At 60.5% G+C, this 19,384-nt stretch carries 20 protein-coding genes; 16 read left to right on the top strand and 4 right to left on the bottom strand.

Features of this window, described 5'->3' with window-relative positions; genetic code table 11:
• The first annotated feature begins 156 nt into the window (after positions 1-156).
• Both E8E68_RS26480 and E8E68_RS26485 read left to right on the top strand, forming a co-directional pair.
• On the top strand, positions 157-1,398 hold the full coding sequence (locus E8E68_RS26480; RefSeq protein WP_280346287.1) for a glutamine synthetase family protein: 1,242 nt from the start codon (positions 157-159) through the stop codon (positions 1,396-1,398).
• A 128-nt stretch (positions 1,399-1,526) separates the two neighbouring features.
• Positions 1,527-2,867 (top strand): MFS transporter, encoded by a 1,341-nt coding sequence (locus E8E68_RS26485; RefSeq protein WP_110743637.1) that lies wholly within the window; start codon positions 1,527-1,529, stop codon positions 2,865-2,867.
• A gap of 69 nt (positions 2,868-2,936) precedes the next feature.
• Here E8E68_RS26485 and E8E68_RS26490 read toward each other — a convergent pair whose 3' ends face one another.
• The 4 genes from E8E68_RS26490 to flgA all read right to left on the bottom strand — a co-directional run bounded on the left by E8E68_RS26490 (position 2,937) and on the right by flgA (position 5,508).
• On the bottom strand, positions 2,937-3,680 hold the full coding sequence (locus tag E8E68_RS26490) for a flagellar brake protein (RefSeq protein ID WP_266028880.1): 744 nt from the start codon (positions 3,678-3,680) through the stop codon (positions 2,937-2,939).
• Positions 3,681-3,759: 79 nt separating this feature from the next.
• Positions 3,760-4,227 (bottom strand): flagellar protein FlgN, encoded by a 468-nt coding sequence (locus tag E8E68_RS26495; RefSeq protein ID WP_266028881.1) that lies wholly within the window; start codon positions 4,225-4,227, stop codon positions 3,760-3,762.
• A gap of 49 nt (positions 4,228-4,276) precedes the next feature.
• On the bottom strand, positions 4,277-4,591 hold the full coding sequence (gene flgM, locus E8E68_RS26500; RefSeq protein ID WP_266028882.1) for a flagellar biosynthesis anti-sigma factor FlgM: 315 nt from the start codon (positions 4,589-4,591) through the stop codon (positions 4,277-4,279).
• A gap of 164 nt (positions 4,592-4,755) precedes the next feature.
• Positions 4,756-5,508 carry a flagellar basal body P-ring formation chaperone FlgA gene (flgA, locus tag E8E68_RS26505; protein ID WP_280346226.1) on the bottom strand — a complete coding sequence of 251 codons (753 nt, stop codon included), beginning with the start codon at positions 5,506-5,508 and terminating at the stop codon, positions 4,756-4,758.
• A gap of 77 nt (positions 5,509-5,585) precedes the next feature.
• On the opposite strand from flgA, the gene E8E68_RS26510 reads away from it, so the two are divergent.
• The 14 genes from E8E68_RS26510 to E8E68_RS26575 all read left to right on the top strand — a co-directional run bounded on the left by E8E68_RS26510 (position 5,586) and on the right by E8E68_RS26575 (position 19,329).
• Positions 5,586-6,515 carry a chemotaxis protein CheV gene (locus E8E68_RS26510; RefSeq protein ID WP_110743632.1) on the top strand — a complete coding sequence of 310 codons (930 nt, stop codon included), beginning with the start codon at positions 5,586-5,588 and terminating at the stop codon, positions 6,513-6,515.
• A gap of 52 nt (positions 6,516-6,567) precedes the next feature.
• On the top strand, positions 6,568-7,395 hold the full coding sequence (gene cheR / locus E8E68_RS26515) for a protein-glutamate O-methyltransferase CheR (RefSeq protein WP_110743631.1): 828 nt from the start codon (positions 6,568-6,570) through the stop codon (positions 7,393-7,395).
• Positions 7,396-7,724: 329 nt separating this feature from the next.
• Positions 7,725-8,135, top strand: a complete 411-nt coding sequence (flgB, locus tag E8E68_RS26520) for a flagellar basal body rod protein FlgB (RefSeq protein WP_266028885.1) — start codon at positions 7,725-7,727, stop codon at positions 8,133-8,135.
• A 2-nt stretch (positions 8,136-8,137) separates the two neighbouring features.
• On the top strand, positions 8,138-8,581 hold the full coding sequence (gene flgC / locus E8E68_RS26525; RefSeq protein WP_266028886.1) for a flagellar basal body rod protein FlgC: 444 nt from the start codon (positions 8,138-8,140) through the stop codon (positions 8,579-8,581).
• Between the two features lie 12 nt (positions 8,582-8,593).
• On the top strand, positions 8,594-9,289 hold the full coding sequence (gene flgD, locus E8E68_RS26530; protein ID WP_266028887.1) for a flagellar hook assembly protein FlgD: 696 nt from the start codon (positions 8,594-8,596) through the stop codon (positions 9,287-9,289).
• 27 nt (positions 9,290-9,316) lie between these two features.
• Positions 9,317-10,615 carry a flagellar hook protein FlgE gene (flgE, locus tag E8E68_RS26535; RefSeq protein ID WP_266028888.1) on the top strand — a complete coding sequence of 433 codons (1,299 nt, stop codon included), beginning with the start codon at positions 9,317-9,319 and terminating at the stop codon, positions 10,613-10,615.
• A complete protein-coding gene (locus tag E8E68_RS26540; protein WP_236198240.1) occupies positions 10,615-10,803 on the top strand; it encodes a hypothetical protein in 189 nt (62 codons plus the stop codon). Before flgE ends, E8E68_RS26540 begins: the two co-directional genes overlap by 1 nt.
• 213 nt (positions 10,804-11,016) lie before the next feature.
• On the top strand, positions 11,017-11,754 hold the full coding sequence (gene flgF, locus E8E68_RS26545) for a flagellar basal-body rod protein FlgF (RefSeq protein WP_280346234.1): 738 nt from the start codon (positions 11,017-11,019) through the stop codon (positions 11,752-11,754).
• A 71-nt stretch (positions 11,755-11,825) separates the two neighbouring features.
• A complete protein-coding gene (flgG, locus tag E8E68_RS26550) occupies positions 11,826-12,611 on the top strand; it encodes a flagellar basal-body rod protein FlgG (RefSeq protein WP_236198238.1) in 786 nt (261 codons plus the stop codon).
• 54 nt (positions 12,612-12,665) lie between these two features.
• A complete protein-coding gene (gene flgH, locus E8E68_RS26555; protein WP_266028890.1) occupies positions 12,666-13,361 on the top strand; it encodes a flagellar basal body L-ring protein FlgH in 696 nt (231 codons plus the stop codon).
• A gap of 12 nt (positions 13,362-13,373) precedes the next feature.
• A complete protein-coding gene (locus tag E8E68_RS26560; protein WP_266028891.1) occupies positions 13,374-14,483 on the top strand; it encodes a flagellar basal body P-ring protein FlgI in 1,110 nt (369 codons plus the stop codon).
• Positions 14,484-14,520: 37 nt separating this feature from the next.
• The gene (gene flgJ, locus E8E68_RS26565) at positions 14,521-15,690 is read left to right on the top strand and encodes a flagellar assembly peptidoglycan hydrolase FlgJ (RefSeq protein ID WP_266028892.1); all 1,170 of its coding nucleotides are present in this window, start codon (positions 14,521-14,523) and stop codon (positions 15,688-15,690) included.
• Positions 15,691-15,700: 10 nt separating this feature from the next.
• On the top strand, positions 15,701-17,749 hold the full coding sequence (flgK, locus tag E8E68_RS26570) for a flagellar hook-associated protein FlgK (RefSeq protein ID WP_266028893.1): 2,049 nt from the start codon (positions 15,701-15,703) through the stop codon (positions 17,747-17,749).
• An 11-nt stretch (positions 17,750-17,760) separates the two neighbouring features.
• Positions 17,761-19,329: a flagellar hook-associated protein 3 gene (locus E8E68_RS26575; protein ID WP_266028894.1), complete on the top strand. Its 1,569-nt coding sequence runs from the start codon at positions 17,761-17,763 to the stop codon at positions 19,327-19,329.
• Positions 19,330-19,384 lie beyond the last annotated feature (55 nt).

The following is a 19,384-nucleotide window of genomic DNA, read 5'->3' on the forward strand; positions in this document are numbered from 1 at the left end:
TAAAGGAGGGTGCTTGATATTTTAAACACCCACGGCCTATGTTGTTGTCAGCCTACAACAACAAGGACAAGCGTCATGAGCATTGCTCAGCTCCAGGGCATCGATGAAATCGAATGCGTCACCCCCGACCTCAATGGCGTCCCGCGTGGCAAGGTGATGACCGCCGAAGGCTTTCTCGAGGGCCGCCGCCTGCAGATGGCCCGGGGCGTGCTGCTGCAATGCATCATGGGCGGCTACCCGGCGGCCAGGTATTACGGCAGCGACGACGGTGACCTGGCGCTGGTGGCCGAGCGCAACCAGGTCCACCGCCTGCCCTGGAGCAATGACGGCCGCGGCTTGGCCATTTGCGACGCCGTCGAACTGGATGGCCGGCCTTCGGCGCTGTCCACCCGTGGCCAGCTCAAGGCGGTGATCGACCGCTACGCAGCGCTGGGCCTGGCACCGGTGGTGGCGACCGAGCTTGAGTTCTTCGTGTTCGCCCCCAACAGCGACCCGCAGCAACCGTTCCAGCCACCGCTGGGCATCGACGGCCGCCGCGAGTTGGGCCATAGCGCATTTAGCGTCAGCTCCAACAACGGCTTGCGGCCGTTCTTCAAGGAGGTCTACCAGTGCATGGCCGCGCTGGGCCTGCCGCGTGACACCTTCATGCACGAAATGGGCGTCAGCCAGTTCGAGATCAACTTGTTGCACGGCGACCCGTTGCTGCTGGCCGACCAGACCTTCCTGTTCAAGCACCTGCTCAAGGAAGTGGCGCTCAAGCACGGGCTGACGGTGGTCTGCATGGCCAAGCCGCTGGCGCGCACGCCCGGCAGTTCCATGCACATTCACCAGAGCCTGGTCGAGGCTCACGGCGGGCGCAACGTGTTCAGCGACGAGCAAGGCCTGCCGACCGACACCTTCCACCACTTCATCGGTGGGTTGCAGGCGTGCATGGCCGACTTCACCGCGCTGTTCGCGCCCAATGTCAATTCTTACCAACGCCTTTGCCACCCCTATGCCTCGCCGAACAATGCCTGCTGGTCTGAAGACAACCGCGCCGCCGGCTTGCGTATCCCGGCCAGTGCGCCGGTGGCACGGCGGGTGGAAAACCGCCTGCCTGGCGCCGATGCCAACCCCTACCTGGCCATCGCCGCCAGCCTGGCCGCCGGGCTGCACGGCATCGAGCAGCGCTTGCAGCCGTCGCCCGCCATCCAGGGCGAGTTCGAGGTGCCGGAACACCTGACCCTCCCTTGCACCCTGCATGCGGCGCTGGAGCGGCTCAAGCGCAGTGCGCTGACGCGGGAACTGTTCGGTAGCGAGTTCATCGAAGGCTACATCGCCAGCAAGACCCTGGAGCTGAGCGATTTCTTCGACGAGATAACCCCGTGGGAGCGACGGGTGCTGGCAGCACAGGCCTGATCGCGACACGACCTGCACCGGACGCGCCCCAGCGCCGTTAAATCGCAGTTGGGGGCCTGCGCCAGGCGGTTTTTGCCCTTATGCTGCTAGCACCCCCGCCACCTGACCAAGGGAGCCTCACGGGACCTATGCGAAATATATGGAAGCCGTTTCAGTCGTTGTATTTCGCCGCGCTGATGATGTTGATCGGCTCGGGCCTGCTTAGTACCTACCTGGCTTTGCGCCTGGCCGCTGATCATGTCGACAGCCTGTGGATTGGTGCGCTGATGGCGGCCAACTACTTCGGCCTGGCGCTGGGTGGCAAAGTCGGACACCGGCTGATCGGCCGGGTCGGGCACATACGCGCCTATGCGACCTGTGCCGGTATCGTCGGTGCGGCGGTGCTCGGCCATGGCCTGACCAACTGGTTGCCGGCCTGGGTCGGGCTGCGCATGATCGTCGGCCTGGGCATGATGTGCCAGTACATGGTGATCGAGAGCTGGCTAAACGAGCAGGCCGATGTGAAGCACCGTGGTGCGGTGTTCAGCGGCTACATGATTGCCTCGTACCTGGGGCTGGTGCTTGGCCAGCTGATCCTGGTAGTACACCCGCAACTCGGGCCTGAGCTGCTGATGCTGGTGGCGATGTGTTTTGCCCTGTGCCTGGTACCGGTGGCGATGACCCGGCGCATTCACCCAGCGCCGTTGCGCCCGGCGCCGATGGAGCCGAAGTTCTTCATCAAGCGGGTGCCGCAGTCGCTCAGCACGGTACTCGGTTCGGGGCTGATAGTAGGCTCGTTCTACGGCTTGGCGCCTTTGTATGCCTCCAGCCAGGGCATGACGACCGAGCAGATCGGTCTGTTCATGGGCAGCTGCATCTTTGCCGGCCTGCTGGTGCAGTGGCCGCTGGGCTGGTTGTCGGACCGTTATGACCGCGCGGTGCTGATCCGTAGTGTGGCGGTGGGCCTGGCACTGGCCGCTGCGCCGCTGGCGATATTGCCCAGTGTGCCGCTGGAGCTGCTGTTCGGCATCGGCTTCCTCATTTCGTTGCTGCAGTTCTGCCTGTATCCGCTGGCGGTGGCGTTTTCCAACGACCACGTGGAAAGCGAGCGGCGGGTGTCGCTGACGGCGATGCTGCTGGTCACCTATGGCGTTGGCGCCTGTATCGGGCCTTTGGCGGCCGGTGTGCTGATGAAGGTGTTGGGCCCGCAGATGCTATACGCGTTCTTCGTATTCTTCGCGCTGGTGCTGGTATGGCGTATCCGGCCCAAAGCGGTCACCGGCCTGCACCAAGTGCAGGACGCGCCGCTGGGCCACGTGGCGATGCCGGCGGCAGGTTCGCCATTGTCGGCAGCGCTGGACCCGCGGGTGGATGAGCAGACCGTGCAGGACGTGATGCAGGCGCCGGTGGCGGCGGAAGATACCGAGGATGAAGATAAAGGGGCTGAGCAGCAGGCAGCTGAACCGGAGGAGGTCAGCAAGTCGGTATGAGGCCGGCACAGGAAGGGCACACATGAAAACGCCACCTCGAAAGGTGGCGTTTTTGCATTCAGCCGACGATCAATAGTCGTCTTTGTCGAACCGCCGCGCCTCGCGCTGCAGCTGGTACACAAAGCTCTCGATCTTGCGTTGCGCCTGGCCACTGAGGTTGTGGAAACGTACGCCGGCAAAGGTGGTGTTGATGCGCTCTTCATAATGCAAGTGGCGCAGCTCGACCATGGTGTCAACCAGGCCCAGCGGGTTGCCTGCCTTGAAACGCTCGTACACCTGGCCCAGTTGCAGGCGGTCTTCGACATTGCCGTCGAAGCGCAGCTTGCAGCCAGTGGCCGAGATATCCAGCAGCTTGCCACGCAGGGCGCCGTTACCTTTGAGGTGGGTGCCATCGAGGATGATATCGACCAGCTGCGACAGCTTCAGCGCGGCGCGGAAGGCGTTGCGGCGCTGGTGGTAGGTCATTTCCTCCGGCATGGCACCGCTGTAGCAGCGGTGGCCGTCGACTTCTGTGATCTTCAGCTCGTGATTGCATTCCCAAGCGATGCGCACGCCATCGTGAAAGCCCTCAACGCGGAAATGCTCGCCGTTTTCGATGAATTTCTCACCGTCGCGCGGGATCATCTCGTCCAGTGCCAGGGTGTTGCTTTCCCGGTCCACGTGCACCACATAGCTTTGGAAACGCTGGCTGCGGTCGTGGAACGTGATGATCAGGGGGTCGTGGCTTTCCTGCAGCTGCCGCAAGTTGGCCGCAATCTCCAAGGGGGTGCTCAGCACCTTTGGTGGCTGCGGGGCATCGGATTCATTGAACACGGCTTATCGTTCTCCAGGCAAAAGCGACACACGCAAGTAACGGCATTTTGCCAGTATGTTCCGTGCCTTGATAGAAAAATCAGACTTGGCTGAGGGCGCGTGGCTTGGCCAGCAGCGAAGTGCCCCCTCGGCTGTCGTAGAGCGAGGGTGAATCGCCGCCTTGGAGGATGCGAATCTGATTGCTGGTGACGTGTTGCTGCACCTGGATGATGCGGCCATTGGTCTGATTGACCTGCTGGCATTCATCCATCAGCTGCGACAGCATGTCGAGCCGTTGCAGCAACACCTCGCCATGCTGCGATTGTGCGGCCAGCGCCTGCACACCGCTGCGGTCGGCACTCAGGCCCAGGCTACCGAGCAACTGGCTGCGGCGCTGGCCGTGCTGTTCGAGCAAGATGATCAGCGACTGCTTGCGCGCAAGGATCTGTTCCAGCAGCGGCATGTCGCGGCCATGCAGGGCGATCGCTTCCTGGCGCAGAAGGTCACGCAGTTCCTGCATCGGGGCAATGTCATCTTCCATCAGTTGCAGCAAGGTGGTGTCGTGCATGGCTAACTCTTGGCTTTTCTGGCGTCCGTGAAGTCAGCGCGCCGTAGGGTCAGCGCTGGGCTTCGAAATCAAGCAGTTTGCTGGCGACCCGGCCGGCATCGACCTGGTAGCTGCCGTCGGCGATTGCCTGCTTCAACTCCGCCACACGGGCGCTGTTGACCACTGGCTCGTCGCGCAGCTTGTCGCTGATCTTCTGCAACTGCTGTGCCTCTTGGCTGAGGTGTACCGCTTCTCCGCTGGCGCTGGTGTCTTTCACCGCTTCCTGGCTGGCTGCCGGCTTTTCGGCGCTGCCGGACGCGGTGCTGCCGCGCACGCCGCCCGTGACGGACGGAGAGTTATTCAAACGACTGAAGTCGATGACCATGATCAGAAACCTCTGGGTATTTGGACGCTTGCCTTGTTTTCGGCCAACCCGAAAGAAACTTTAGGCACAAATGCATAGCCGCCTGTCAGCAAGCTCGCGAACCCGTGTTCTGACACAGTTTAGGAAAAGCGGTTCCTCACTGCCAGCGCAATCTGGCGACTGGCCTACATACCGACCTCGACCTGGCCAGGGCCGGTGACCCTGGCCTTGACCACCCGTTTGGAATTCAGGTTGCGTACCCGTATCTGTTCGCTCAGGCCGCCCTTGCTCAGCGCTTCGCCGGGCATGCGCACGCTCAGGCTGCCACTGCGGGCGACGATTACCACCTGGTCACCCTTGCGCACCACCTCGGCCTGTTCCAGGTGCTGCGGGGTGAGTACCTGATCGACCACGGTGGGGCGCAGCATCTTCATGCCCACTGCCTGGTCCAGCTCGGTCAGGAAGCCCTGGCCGAGGGTGCCGACATCGCGCTCGCGCAGGGCCACGTCGCCTTCGCCCACCGTGTTGTCGCGCTTGAGCGGGCGCGTCACCACCACCACGTCGCGGAACAGCCGCACCGTCGCCGGCACGAACACGGTCCACGGCGCTGCGCTATCACAGCGTACCCGCACCGTCACCCGGCCCAGCGGCTGCGCCGGGCTTTCCAGCGAGGCGTCCAGCTGCTGGCTGCACAACGGCATACGCAGGCGCGGGTCCAGCGGGTTGACCTGGATTTCATAGCGGCCGGCAGTCTGGGTGCTGGCGAGGTAATCTTCGACGGTGAATTCAAGAAACCCTTGGGTGACACCGATAAGCTGTTCAGGCAAGGTGAACGCGTCCGCTACAGTGCGCACGCCGGGCATCAGCAGGCACAGCGTGGCCAGCAAGCCAGTCAGCAGGCGCGTCAATCGTCGGAAAAATGTCGTTTTCGTATGCATGACGCTCAAAAAAGCAAAGCCCGTGCCGACTCGCTACCTGAGTTGCAACGAAAGGCTGAAACATTAAGGAGTCTGGCATGGCGGGTGTTATGGATTCGGTCAACCAGCGCACGCAGCTGGTGGGGCAGAATCGCCTGGAACTGCTGCTGTTCCGCCTCAATGGCGAGCAGCTTTACGGCATCAACGTATTCAAGGTCAGGGAGGTGCTGCAGTGCCCGGCGCTGACCCTGCTGCCCAAGGCGCACCCAGTGGTGCGTGGCGTTGCCAACATTCGTGGGGCCACCATCCCGATCCTCGACTTGTCGATGGCCACCGGGTTGCGTCCCCTGCAGGAAGACACGCGCAACAGCTTCGTGATCATCACCGAGTACAACACCAAGACCCAAGGCTTCCTGGTGCACTCGGTGGAGCGCATCGTCAACATGAACTGGGAAGAGATCCATCCGCCACCCAAGGGCACGGGCCGTGATCACTACCTGACCGCGGTCACCCGGGTGGACAACCGCATGGTCGAGATCATCGACGTGGAGAAGGTGCTGGCCGAAGTATCGCCGTCGTCCGAGTCGGTATCGGCCGGGGTGGTCGATGCCGAGGTGCAGGACAAGGCCGTGCTGATGCGGGTGCTGACTGTCGACGACTCGTCGGTGGCACGTAAGCAGGTCAGCCGTTGCCTGCAGACCGTCGGCGTTGAAGTGGTGGCCCTCAACGACGGTCGTCAGGCCCTGAACTACCTGCGCCAGCTGGTGGACGACGGCAAAAAGCCTGAAGAAGAGTTCCTGATGATGATCTCGGACATTGAAATGCCCGAAATGGACGGCTATACGCTAACGGCAGAAATCCGCAGCGACCCGCGCATGCAAAAATTGCACATCTGCCTGCATACTTCGCTCTCCGGGGTATTTAACCAGGCAATGGTCAAGAAGGTCGGTGCCGATGACTTCCTGGCCAAGTTCAAGCCGGACGACCTGGCCCAACGGGTGGTCGACCGGATCAAGGCAGCGCATTGAAGCAGCCGGGGGCAAGCCCTCCGGCACCAGTGATTGAAAAGAGGCGGCAGTAGTGTCTACGGGTAATTTGGATTTCGAACAGTTCCGGGTCTTCCTGGAAAAAGCCTGTGGCATCTTGCTGGGCGAAAATAAGCAGTACCTGGTGTCCAGCCGTCTCAACAAGCTGATGGAGCAACAGGGCATCAAGAGCCTGGGCGAGTTGGTGCAGCGCATCCAGGCCCAGCCACGCGGCGGCTTGCGCGAACAGGTGGTCGATGCCATGACCACCAACGAGACCCTGTGGTTTCGGGATACCTACCCGTTCGAGGTGCTGAAGAACAAAGTCATTCCCGAGTTCATCCGCAACAACCCCGGCCAGCGCCTGCGCATGTGGTCGGCGGCCTGTTCGTCGGGCCAGGAGCCGTACTCTATCTCGATGGCCATCGACGAGTTCGAGCGCAGCAACCTCGGGCAGCTGAAGATGGGGGCGCAAATCGTTGCCACCGACCTGTCCGGCACCATGCTGACCAACTGCAAGACCGGTGAGTACGACAGTCTGGCGATTGCCCGCGGTTTGTCGCAGGAGCGTCTGCAGCGCTACTTCGACCCCAAGGGGCCGGGGCGCTGGGCGGTCAAACCGGCGATCCGCAGCCGCGTTGAGTTCCGCTCGTTCAACCTGCTGGACAGCTATGCCAGCCTGGGCAAGTTCGACATCGTGTTCTGCCGCAACGTGCTGATCTACTTCTCCGCGCAGGTGAAGCGGGACATCCTGCTGCGCATCCACAGCACCCTCAAGCCGGGTGGTTACCTGTTCCTTGGTGCTTCGGAGGCGCTGAACGGCTTGCCGGACCATTACCAGATGGTGCAGTGCAGCCCTGGGATCATCTACCAGGCCAAGTAAGGTATGCCTTGAGGCGGGCGGCGTTTCTGAAATCGAGCGCCGCCCGCGCGGCGCATCGCGAGCTGCGCTCGATCTTCCAGGCGAAACACGTCTATCGCCAAAAACGTCTATCGCCAAACAATGACGTCAATTTTTTGTTTTGCCGCTTTTGCCGCCCGGCAATTGCCGCTTTCGCTGCCCCAGGCGGAAGGCCTTTGCCGCTTTTCTGGCATCAGTCTGACAGTACGATTCCGCCAAGCCCCATAAACAGGGGCTTCTTCGGGGTTGGCACAGCCCTTGCTATACCAAGCTCAACGAAATTCCGGTCAACCTCCGAAGGTTTCCCCGACATGAGCATCAGTTTCGACAAGGCGCTTGGTATCCACGAAAAGGCCCTGGGCTTCCGCGCTCAGCGCGCTGAGGTGCTGGCCAACAATATCGCCAATGCCGACACGCCCAATTACAAGGCGCGTGACATGGACTTCTCTTCGGTGCTCGCCGCCGAGACCAGCAAGCAGCAAAGCGGGCGCTTCGCCATGGACCGTACCAACAGCCGGCACATCGAAGCCGAAGGCCTCGCCGTCGCGGCTGACGATACCCTCAAGTACCGTACGCCGTTGCAGCCCTCGATCGACCAGAACACCGTGGACGCGCAGATCGAGCAGTCGAACTACACCGAAAACGCCATCGGCTTCCAGGCCAGCTTCACCTTGCTCAACAGTAAATTCAAAGGGCTGGTTTCCGCCCTGCGGGGAGAATGATCATGTCCCTTTCCAGTGTCTTCAACATTGCCGGTAGCGGCATGAGTGCGCAGAACACGCGCCTTAACACCGTGGCTTCCAACATCGCTAACGCCGATACCGTGTCCTCGAGCATCGATCAGACTTACCGCGCCCGCCACCCGGTGTTCGCCACCGCTTTCCAGGATGCGCAAGCCGGCGGCAGCCAGTCGCTGTTCGAAGACCAGGGCGAGGCAGGGCAGGGCGTCCAGGTTAAAGGCATCGTCGAGGATCAGAGCACGCTGGAAGCGCGCTACGAGCCCAGCAACCCTGCGGCCAACAAAGATGGCTACGTGTATTACCCCAACGTGAATGTGGTCGAGGAAATGGCCGATATGATTTCGTCCAGCCGTGCGTTCCAGACCAATGCGGAAATCATGAATACCGCGAAAAGCATGATGCAGAAAGTGCTGACGCTGGGGCAGTGAAAGGGATAGCTCATGACTACTACGACCGATACCACCAGTGCCTCTTCTATCTACTCGCAGTACTCGCTGAAGAGTGATAGCAGCAGCACAACCGGCTCCAGCAGCGAGACGCTGGGCAAGGACACGTTTCTGCAATTGCTGGTAACCCAGCTGCAGAACCAGAACCCGCTCGACCCGCAGGACAACTCGGAATTTGTCGCTCAACTGGCGCAGTTCAGTAGCCTTGAGTCGATGCAAACGCTCAACGATACCGTTGACACCCTGCTTGGCAACTACACCTCCAGCCAAGCTCTGCAGGCCTCCTCGCTTGTCGGTCGCACAGTGATCGCCGAAGGGGACACCGCCACAATCGAAGCAGGTACCGGTCTGAGCGGCCAGGTCGAACTCACTTCGTCGACTTCGTCCATGACGGTCACGGTGTATGACGCCGACGGCGACATTGTGAAGAACATCGACCTCGGCGATCAGAGTGCCGGGACGATCAACTTCACTTGGGATGGCACGGACAACGACGGCGAGGCGGCAGCTGCTGGCACCTACACGTTCAAGGCCGAGGCCACCGTGGACGGTGCCGCCGTTGCACAAACCACGTATCTGCCTTCGGTGGTCAGCAGTGTCACGGTTGGCAGCACCGCAGGTGCGTTCACGCTCAACCTGGCGAATGGCGAGAGCGTTGCGCTTTCGGACGTCAAAACCATCGGATCGTAAGCCGCTCATCGGCACAGGAGTCACGCAATGTCATTCAACATCGGCCTTAGCGGCCTCAATGCTGCAAGCACCAGCCTCAATACCACCGGCAACAACATTGCCAACGTGGGCACTACCGGCTTCAAATCGGCGCGGGCTGAGTTCGGTGATATGTATGCCAACTCGTTGTTCCTGGGGAGTGGGCGCTACAAGGTCGGCAGTGGCGTCAGTACCCAGGCTATTTCGCAGCAGTTCACTCAGGGTAATGTCACTACCACCGGCGCCAGCCTGGACCTTGCCATCAATGGCAACGGGTTCTTCATTACCAGCAACAACGGCTCGAACTCGTACACCCGCGCCGGTGCATTCGGCACTGATAGTTCTGGCAATATCGTCGACGCCAACGGTAATCGCCTGCAAGGGTACGGTGTCAATGCCGATGGTGACTTGGTTTCCGGCGTGTTGACCGATCTCACCGTCAGTACCGCCGCAGTTTCGCCGAAAGCCACCTCGAACCTGACTGAGACCGTCAACCTCAACTCTTCTGATACGGTTCCGTCTGAAAGCCCGTTCGATGCGTCCAATTCGAAAAGCTACAACTACACCTTCGCGACCGATGTCTACGACAGCCAGGGTAACAAGCACAGCCTGAACCAGTATTTCGTGAAGACAGATACGAATGAATGGTCCATGTATGTAACCGTGGATGGCGTGAACCCGGCCGATCCTTCGTCTACCGAGCCCTACAGTGCGGACCTTTCGTTCAGCTCTGCGGGTGCCTTGGTCGGTTCCACCAGTGACGACTTTACGGTCGACAGCCTGGGCAAGCTTACCCTGACGAACTGGGTTCCGGCTTATCAGAATGCGGATGGCGACATGGTTGCCAATGGTGCTTCGCCGGCCTCCGGTGGCATGCTGCTGGATGTTGCAGCAACTACCCAGTACAACACCACATCGGCACAGACCGCCAAGGTGGTGGATGGTTATGCGCCAGGGAGCCTCTCCTCGCTGTCGATCGACGCCGACGGTTATCTGTTCGGGACGTACAGTAACGGCCAGTCCAAGGTGATCGGTCAGGTTGCGCTGGCGAACTTCGCCAACAATCAGGGCCTGACCCCGTCGGGTAGCACCAGCTGGAAAGAGTCCTATGCTTCGGGTGTGCCGGTGATTGGCGCGCCGAACTCGGGTGTGATGGGTGATATCACCGCTGGTGCCCTGGAAGACTCGAACGTGGACCTGACCTCCGAATTGGTCAATCTGATCAAGGCGCAGAGCAACTACCAGGCCAACGCCAAGACGATTTCCACCGAAAGCACCTTGATGCAAACCATCCTCCAGATGACCTGATGAGCCGTGCTATTGGGCTGGTGCTGGCGCTGCTATGCGGGTTGCCTCTGGCAGCTCCGCTGGCGGCACCGGCGCCCTGGTACAAGTACCAAAGCATCAGCACCGGAGTGTTCATTTGCACTCAGGTCGACCCCGGCAAGCATTTCATCCGTTTTGCCGGCCCCTTCCGTAACGCCGCCTGCCGCTAAGCGCCAGGCGGCGTTCTTTCAAGCGTCAACACCTTGCCGCCAATCGGCAAGAGGGTGCCGAATTGCCGGCGCCCCTTCTTGGCTTCCAGCGGAGTCCAGGGTGTCGAACTCCCGTAAATTCGGGGGTTTGACGAGGTGTGAGGTTTTGGCCCGAGACTTGCTAAAGCTAAAACCATTAGAAGTGGCGGCAGTGGTCCGTCAAGGGAGGTGCTAGTGGACAAGATGCTGTACGTGGCCATGACGGGTGCCAGCCAGAATGCGCTGGCACAAAAAGCTCATGCCAACAACCTTGCCAACGTCTCGACCATGGGCTTTCAGCGCGACCTTGAGCAGGCGCGCTCAATGCCGGTGTTCGGCGAGAGCCTGCCTTCGCGCGCTTATGCCATGACCGAGCGGCCGGCCACTGATTTCGATCATGGCCCGCTGGTCGAGACAGGCCGTGACCTGGATGTCGCGGTCGATGGCGATGGCTGGATTGCAGTCCAGGCGGCGGATGGCAGCGAGGCCTACACCCGTACTGGCAGCCTGAATATCGATGCGCTGGGTGTGTTGCGCACCGGCAGTGGTCTGGCTGTGCTGGGCAACGGTGGCCCTATCGCCATTCCGCCCGAGGAAAAGGTCGAAATCGGCCAGGACGGCACCATCAGCATTCGCTCCTTGGGCGAGAGCCCTGCGGTAATGGCGGAAGTGGACCGTATCAAAATGGTCAAACCGGATTTGGCCTCGTTGACCAAGGGTACGGATGGCTTGATCCGCACACGGGACGGCCAGCCAGCCGCGGCGGATGCCACGGTCAAGGTGGTGTCGGGCTTTCAGGAGGGCAGCAATGTCAATGCCGTTGACGAAATGACCTCCATCATGGCGCTGTCCCGGCAGTTTGAGTTGCAGGTCAAAATGATGACCGCAGCGAAAGAAAACGACGAATCCATGGCGCGCGTCCTGCAGATGTGACCCAGGCGGCCCCGATTAAACACCCTGTTCGACACTGACAGCCGCAGGGCTGTTGCGTAAGGAGAATTCAGATGCTTCCGGCTCTTTGGGTCAGCAAGACCGGCCTGGCCGCTCAGGACATGAACCTGACGACCATTTCCAACAACCTGGCTAACGTTTCCACCACGGGTTTCAAGAAAGACCGTGCGGAATTCCAGGACCTCCTTTATCAGATCAAGCGCCAGCCAGGTGCGCAGTCCACCCAGGACAGCGAACTGCCAAGCGGCCTGCAATTGGGCACCGGTGTGCGGATCGTCGGCACGCAGAAAAACTTCACCGCCGGCAGCTTGCAGACCACCGACCAGCCTCTGGATATGGCCATCAATGGTCGCGGTTTTTTCCAGGTGATCCAGCCTGACGGCACCATATCCTACACCCGTGACGGCACGTTCCACCTGGACTCCAACGGCCAGGTTGTCACCGCCAATGGCCTGGCGCTGGAGCCTGCCATCGTGGTGCCCGCAGACGCGCAGACCTTTACCGTGGGTACCGACGGTACTGTCTCGATCACTACCGCGGGCAACGCGGCTGCGCAGGTGATCGGCAACCTGCAGACCGCCGACTTCATCAACCCGGCCGGCCTGCAGGCAATTGGCAACAACCTGTTCCTGGAAACCGCGTCCAGCGGTGCGCCAAACGTCAGCACGCCAGGCCTGAACGGCTTCGGCACGACGTTGCAGAACACCCTGGAAAACTCCAACGTCAGCACGGTCGAGGAGTTGGTCAACATGATTACAACTCAGCGTGCTTACGAGATGAACTCCAAGGTGATTTCTACCGCCGACCAGATGCTGTCGTTCGTTACGCAGAACCTCTGATCCACTGAATCATTCAGTACCCTGAAGTAGCTGTAGCACCGTGAGGTCGTTGTCATGAACCGTTTGTCTGTCCTTTTCGCCGTGGCTGGTGCTTCTGTGTTGGCGGGTTGCATAGCGCCCCCGGCCAAGCCCAACGATCCTTACTACGCTCCGGTGCTTCCGCGCACACCGCTGCCGGCGGCGGCGAACAATGGCTCGATCTATCAGGCCGGTTTCGACCAGAACCTGTACAGCGACCGCAAGGCATTTCGTGTTGGTGACATCATCACCATCACGCTGAACGAGAAGATGGCGGCCAGCAAAAGTGCCAACTCCTCGGTTGGCAAGGACAGCAATACCAGCCTGGGCCTGAGCTCGCTGTTCGGTGGGGGCGTGTCGACCAATAGCCCGTTTGGTAGCGGTTCGCTCAGCCTCGACGCCTCCTACAGCGGCACCCGTGACACCAAAGGTGACGCCAAGGCGGCGCAGGGCAACAGCCTGACCGGTTCAATTACCGTCACCGTGGCCGACGTACTGCCCAACGGGATTCTTTCGGTGCGCGGGGAAAAATGGATGACCCTCAACACCGGTGAGGAACTGGTGCGTATTGCGGGCTTGATCAGGGCCGATGACATCGCAACCGACAACACGGTGTCTTCTACCCGTGTGGCGGATGCGCGCATCACGTATTCAGGAACCGGTTCGTTTGCCGATGCCAGCCAGCCGGGTTGGCTCGACCGGTTCTTCCTGAGCCCTTATTGGCCTTTCTGAGTGCGTATCGCCATGCTCAAGTTCAAACACATGCTGGCCCTTTGTGCGGTGATGTTGTGCGCGTTCGACGCGCACGCCGAGCGCCTGAAGGATATCGCCAGTATTTCCGGCGTGCGCAGCAACCAGCTGATCGGCTATGGCCTGGTGGTCGGCCTCAATGGTACGGGTGACCAGACCACCCAGACGCCATTCACGCTGCAAACCTTCAACAACATGCTGGCGCAGTTCGGTATCAAGGTGCCGAGCGGCACCGGTACCGTGCAGCTCAAGAACGTCGCGGCAGTGTCGATCCATGCCGATCTGCCGCCGTTTGCCAAGCCGGGGCAGGTTGTGGACATCACGGTGTCTTCGATCGGTAACTCGAAGAGCCTGCGTGGCGGCAGTCTGTTGATGACCCCGCTCAAAGGTATCGATGGCAACGTCTACGCCATCGCGCAAGGTAACCTGGTGGTCGGGGGCTTCGATGCCGAGGGGCGTGACGGCTCCAAGATAACGGTCAACGTGCCTTCGGCAGGCCGTATTCCGGGCGGCGCAACCGTAGAGCGTGCCGTGCCGAGCGGTTTCAACCAGGGCAACAGCCTTACGCTGAACCTCAACCGGCCAGATTTCACCACGGCCAAGCGTATTGTCGACAAGGTCAATGACTTGCTCGGACCTGGGGTCGCTCAAGCGGTGGATGGCGGCTCGGTACGCGTCAGTGCACCCATGGACCCAAGTCAGCGTGTCGACTACCTGTCGATTCTCGAGAACCTGGAAATCGACCCGGGCCAGGCCGTGGCCAAGGTCATCATCAACTCGCGCACTGGCACCATCGTCATTGGCCAGAATGTCAAGGTTTCACCGGCTGCGGTCACCCACGGCAGTTTGACCGTGACCATTACCGAAGACCCGATCGTCAGCCAGCCAGGGGCGTTCTCCAACGGCCAAACCGCCGTGGTACCGCGCTCGCGCGTGAATGCCGAGCAGGAAGCCAAGCCAATGTTCAAGTTTGGCCCCGGTACCACCCTGGATGAAATCGTCCGGGCAGTGAACCAGGTGGGGGCTGCGCCTGGCGACCTGATGGCAATTCTCGAAGCACTCAAGCAGGCCGGCGCTTTGCAGGCCGACCTTATCGTGATCTGAGGCCGGGTGACATGGACCAGTACTGGAGCGCTTGCTCATGAAAACGGTGGACACCGGCGCCTACACCGACCTCAACCGGCTCAACGCCTTGAAAGTGGGTGATCGCGATAGCGAAGCCAACCTGCGCAAGGTTGCGCAGGAGTTCGAGTCGCTGTTCGTCAGTGAGATGCTCAAGTCCATGCGTGCTGCCAACAACGTGCTGGCCAAGGACAATCCGCTCAATACCGAGACCACCAAGCAGTACCAGGAAATGTATGACCAGCAGTTGTCGGTCAGTTTGTCCAAGCAAGGTGGAGGGATCGGCCTGCAGGATGTCCTGATGCGCCAATTGTCCAAAGGCACATCAGCGCGGCCAGGCGCCAACCCGTTCAATCGCCCGGCCGCTGGCGGACATGCCCTTGGTGCGGTGCGCGATACAGCAGTGGAAGGGCAGGCCTCGGCTGAACCTCGCAGTGACGTGGCCATGCTTAACCAACGACGTCTTTCACTGCCGGGCAAACTCGCTGACCGTCTGCTGGCCGGGATCGTGCCGGGGGCTGGAGCCAGTGCGCCAGCCGAAAGCCTGCGTCGTGCCGGCGGTACTGCGACGGCCATTGCGGGGGGTGATGGCGGATACGGTGACTGGACTCGCTCGCCGGCCTTTGCGGAGCTTTTGGCGGGCGGTCAGCGCAGTACCGTGCAAGTGCCGCTGGCACCTGGCAAAAGCGCCTTCGCCAGCGCTGACGAGTTTGTCGCCACCTTGCTGCCCATGGCCCAGGATGCTGCACAGCGTATAGGCGTCGACCCCAAAATGCTGGTGGCCCAGGCAGCCCTGGAGACAGGCTGGGGCAAGTCGATCTTGCGCCAGGGAAATGGCAGCAGCAGCTACAACCTCTTCAATATCAAGGCCACGGGTAGCTGGCAGGGTGACCAGGCCAGGGCAGTCACCAGCGAGTTTCGCGATGGCCAGATGGTCAAGGAGTCAGCGGCATTCCGTGCCTATGGCTCCTACAGCGAAAGTTTCCATGACCTGGCCAGCCTGTTGCTGAACAACGATCGCTATCAAGATGTGGTGAAGTCTGCCGATAACCCGGAACAGTTTGCCAGTGAGTTGCAGAAGGCTGGCTACGCCACCGATCCGAACTATGCGCGGAAGATTACCGCCATCGCCCGGCAGCTCGACAAATACCAGCAATTTGCAGCCAACGGCAATCAAACGACTTTATAAGGCTTGAAGTATGTCGAATCTGATCTCTATAGGGCTTTCCGGCTTGTCGGTCAGCCAAAGTGCATTGGCGACTACCGGTAACAACATCACCAACGTGGCGACGTCGGGTTATTCGCGCCAGCAAACGGTGAATTCGGCAGGGGCCTTGCAAAGCATTGGTGGGGCCGGTTATGTCGGAAGTGGCACCACGCTGTCGGAGGTCCGCCGCATCTACAGCGAGTTCCTGCAGCGACAGGTCAACTCCAGCACTTCGCTCAGTTCGGAGGCCAGCACCTACGCCTCGCAGGTCTCCTCGCTTGATTCCTTGCTTTCGGACAGCACCACCGGCATTACCAGTGTGCTCTCGTCCTTCTTCAGTGCCTTGCAGACTGCGTCCTCAGCGCCAAGCGACACCGCATCGCGCCAGCTGTTGATGACCTCGGCACAAACCCTGAGCAATCGATTCAATTCGATCGCTTCGCAGATGACTCAGCAGAACAGCAGCATCAATGGGCAGTTGACCACTTTGACGGGGCAGGTCAATTCAATTACCTCGTCGATTGCAAAACTCAACCAGCAGATCGTTGCCCTCTCGGCCAATGGCACGCAGCCGAACAGCTTGCTGGATGCGCGTGACGAGGCCGTCCGCCAACTGAACGAGCTGGTTGGCGTCACCGTACAAGAGACCAATGGCAGCTATGACGTTTTCCTGGGTACCGGCCAAGCGTTGGTGACGGGTAATACTTCAAATGCCCTGTCGGCCCAGGCGAGCACCACTGATCCCTCCCAGTACAGCCTTGTCATCCACTATCAGAACTACAGCACTGACGTGACGTCGGTTGCCAGCGGGGGGGAGATCGGCGGTCTGCTGCGCTATCGCGAGGACGTGCTCAACCCTGCGCTCAACGAGCTGGGGCGCATGGCCATTGTGGTCAGTGATACTGTCAACAGCCAGCTGGGCCAGGGGCTGGACCTGAATGGTGATTTTGGCTCGATGTTGTTTTCCAGCATCAACAGCGCCGCCGCGATCAGTCAGCGGAGCCTGGCCTCGGCCAGCAACAGCGCAGGTTCTGGCAACCTGGACGTCACCATCGAAGACTCCAGTGTGCTGACGGCGTACAACTACGAGGTCAAATTCACCAGCGACACAGACTACACGGTGACGCGCTCGGACGGCACCAGCATGGGGTCGTTCAGCCTTGATGATGACCCGGCGCCGGTCATCGATGGTTTCAGCTTGGCACTCAATGGCGGCGGCCTGGCGCAGGGTGACAGCTTCAAGGTGATTCCCACCAAGACCGGTGCCACCAACATCGCCACGGTCATGACGGACTACAACAAGCTGGCCTTCGCCGGCGCGCTGGGTGGTGTGGCGGGGTCGAGCAACAGTGGCACCGGAACGTTCAGCCTGCCGAACCTGACCAGCGAGCTGGACATCTACGGTGGCACTGAGCTGGCGCAGCAGCAAAGCGGTATCGAAAATGCCAGCCCCGTAAAACTGGTGTTTGGCAGCGCCAGCGCCGGCACCCAAGGCTATACCGTCTATAACGCCCAGGGTGTGAGTATTGGCAGCGGGACCATCGTGCCGAACCAGGACAATACCCTCAGCATCACCGTCCCGATGCTCGATGATGACGGCAACGCCATGACCGATGCCGACGGCAACGCCATGACCTATAGCTTCGAAATGACGGTGAGCGGGTCGCCTGCGACCAATGATACCTACAGCGTGTCCTTCAACAGTGCCGGCACCACTGACAATCGCAACGCCCAGAGTGTGCTGGCGCTGCAAACCTCGAATACCGTCGGCGTCGGCGGCACGAACACCGGCATGAGTATCACGAGTGTCTATGCAACGCTGGTAGAGGGCGTCGGGGCGTTGTCCAGCCAGGCATCGATTGATTCCACGGCAACCACTGCGGTACTGACGTCTGCCACTGACAGCCGTGATTCGTTATCCGGCGTGAGCCTGGATGAAGAGGCCGCCGGTCTGGTCAAGTTCCAGCAGTACTACACCGCCTCGTCGCAGATCATCAAAGCGGCGCAGCAAATTTTCCAAACTCTGATCAGCAGTCTGTAAGGAGGGCGATCATGCGTATTTCTACTGGCCAGTACTTTGCCAACAGCACGACCAGCTACTCCAAGGCGTTTGCCTCGGTCACCAAGACCCAGGAGCAGATTTCGTCGGGGACGCGTATCCAGACCGCAGCGGATGACCCCGTCGGCGCTGCCAAGCTGCTCAAGCTGCAGCAGCAGAGCGCCATGCTAGATCAGTACAGCGGCAATATCACCACCATCAACAACGCGTTGAACAACGAAGAGTCGATTCTGAGCAGTGTGACCGACTCGTTGCAGCGCGCGCGTGAGTTGGCGTTGCGTGCAGGCAGTGGTGGGTTGTCCGATGAAGACCGGGCATCCATCGCCGGGGAGATTGGCCAGATCGAAGACACGGTCTTCAGCTTGCTCAACAGTAAGGACTCCAACGGCAATTACATCTTTGCCGGGTCCAAGAGCACGACTCAGCCTTATGTACGCAACAGCGACGGCACCTATACCTATCAGGGGGATCAGACACAGCTCAGCCTGCAAGTCTCCGACACCCTGAGCATTGCTACCAATGACACCGGCTACAGCATCTTCGAGCAGGCCACCAATGTTTCCCGCACCCAGACGGCACAAGTCACGCCTGCTCCAGACAGCGGCGTGCTGACGCTGTCTGCGGGCACCTTGACCTCGGCGCGCAGCTACAACAGCACCTTTACATCGGGTGAGCCCTACACCGTCACGTTCACCAGCAGCACCGAGTTTACCGTGACCGATGGGGCAGGTAATGATGTCACCTCCGAGACCAGCACGGGCGGCATCATTGACCCGGATGACGAGGCGGGTACAGCGTTCACCTTCCGCGGTGTGGAATACGCGGTTAACGTGACGCTGGATGAAGAGCAGGCGGCAGATGCCGATAACCTGGTCAGCCAGTACAGCTTCAATCTGTCCAGTGTCCCGGACAGCATCACGTCCTCGCGCCTGCCGAGCAATACTTCGACCGCGCAGGTTACCGGTGGCAGCGTGACCGATGCCCAGGCATACGCGGCGGGTTTCCCTGATGGCGGGGCGGTCATCAAGTTCACCAGTGACACGGCCTATGAGGTCTATGCTGCACCGCTTAGCGAGTCCAGCAAGGTCATCGGTCAAGGCACGTTGACCGGTTCCACGGTTACGGTCGCGGGGGTTACGTTGAATGTGGCGGGTACGCCGGCGGCAGGCGACCAGTTCAATATTTCGGCTGATTCGCACGAGAACCAGAACGTTCTCAATACCCTCGCCACATTGAAGAATGCGCTGAACACACCCACATCCGATGGCGCTACCTCGTTGTCCATCACCAATGCGGTGGCGTCTGCTATCGGCAACCTCGACTCGGCAAGCGATCAGATCGACATCGTCCGTGGCTCGATCGGTGCACGTGGCAATGCCCTGGAAATCCAGTCGACTGAAAATTCCAGCCTGGGCCTGGTCAACGCCGCTACCCAATCGACCATCGCAGACACCGACATGGCTGAAGCCAGCGTTCAGCTGACCTTGCAGCAAACCATGCTGCAAGCCGCTCAGCTTGCGTTTTCACGCATCTCGCAACTCAGCCTGTTCGACAAGCTCTAACCATCAGGGCCGGGTCGAGTCGCTGCCTTTTTCATTTAAAAGCAGCGCTCGATTC

It is taken from the genome of Pseudomonas sp. BN607 (genome assembly GCF_029871175.1).
In the GTDB taxonomy this organism is placed as follows: domain Bacteria; phylum Pseudomonadota; class Gammaproteobacteria; order Pseudomonadales; family Pseudomonadaceae; genus Aquipseudomonas.